This window comes from Streptococcus sp. LYSM12 (assembly GCF_004569635.1).
GTDB lineage: Bacteria > Bacillota > Bacilli > Lactobacillales > Streptococcaceae > Streptococcus.
The window spans coordinates 1-1177 of the sequence record NZ_SPOZ01000065.1; the positions used below are offsets into that span (position 1 = coordinate 1).

At 48.0% G+C, this 1177-nt stretch carries 1 pseudogene; it reads right to left on the reverse strand.

Annotated features, from left to right (window positions below):
* Positions 1-1177 (reverse strand): annotated as a pseudogene (locus tag E4T79_RS10695) (RHS repeat protein); the annotation flags it as partial.

The window sequence follows — 1177 nt, forward strand, 5'->3', positions numbered from 1 at the left end:
ACACGACCTAGTGGGTCGTAGGTAAAGGCTGTAGCTTGACCATTTGGATCAGTATAGAGAACTAGATTCTTATTGGCATCGTAGCCATAAGAGCTCGAATGACCGTTGGCATCTGTCATCTTAGACAGGTTGCCCAACACATCATACTCATAGGTTGAGCGGTTACCTTCTGCGTCTGTCTCCGTCACCACTCGGTTCAATGCATCATAAGTATAGGTTGTCTCCCGCTTGAGGTGGTCGACTATCTTGGTCAGATTGCCATTCTCATCGTAATGATAGGTCTTGGTCTTGCCTTCTTGGTCGGTTGAGCTTGCGACATAGCCCATGACATCATAGGTAAAGCTCTCGCTGGTTCCGTCCGCATAGGTGACCTTGGTCAGTTGGTTATCAGAGTCATAGCTGTAGGTTGTCACTTCCCCAAGACTGTTGGTCAAGGTCAAGCGATTGCCAGCCTTGTCATAGGTGTAGGACTCGTTCAGCTCTTGATTGTCTTTCTTGGTGAGAACACGGTTAGCCGCATCATAGGTGTACTCTGTGATGAGACCACTTGAGCTGGTCTGTTTGATGAGGCGATCCAAGGCATCATACTCTTGGGTAAGGGTCGTGCCGTCTGGCAGGGTGACTTCTTTCAGTTGAGCGGTCTCTGTATAGCTCATCTTGGTCACATGGCCATTGGCATCTGTCTGCTCTATCGGATATCCCAACTCATTATAGACATAAGTCGTCTTACCACCTAAAGCATCCACAATCTCTTTTGGTTGTTCCATCTGGTTGTAAGAGGTGGTGGTCGTGTTATCAAGACCGTCTGTAATACTAGCAATTTGATTTTGACCGGTATAGGTTGTTGTCGCCGTATAGCCTGCCGCATCCGTTAAGGAGTTTTGGTTCCCGTTGGCATCATAGATCATGCTTGTCTTGTGACCCAAGGCGTTGGTTGTCGCAATCAGACGACCAGCAGGGCTGTACTCATAGGTGGTTTCACGACCCAAGGCATCGAGCATGGACAGAATGTTACCCATAGCGTCAAGGGTATAGGAGACACTGGTGCCGTCTGGATAGGTAATAGCTGTCACATTGCCAGACTTGTCATAGGTATAACTGGTTGTCTGACCTCCCTTGGTTTCCGTCAGTTTGTTTCCGACTTCATCATAGGTATAAGAAACCGTTTGATCGGCTT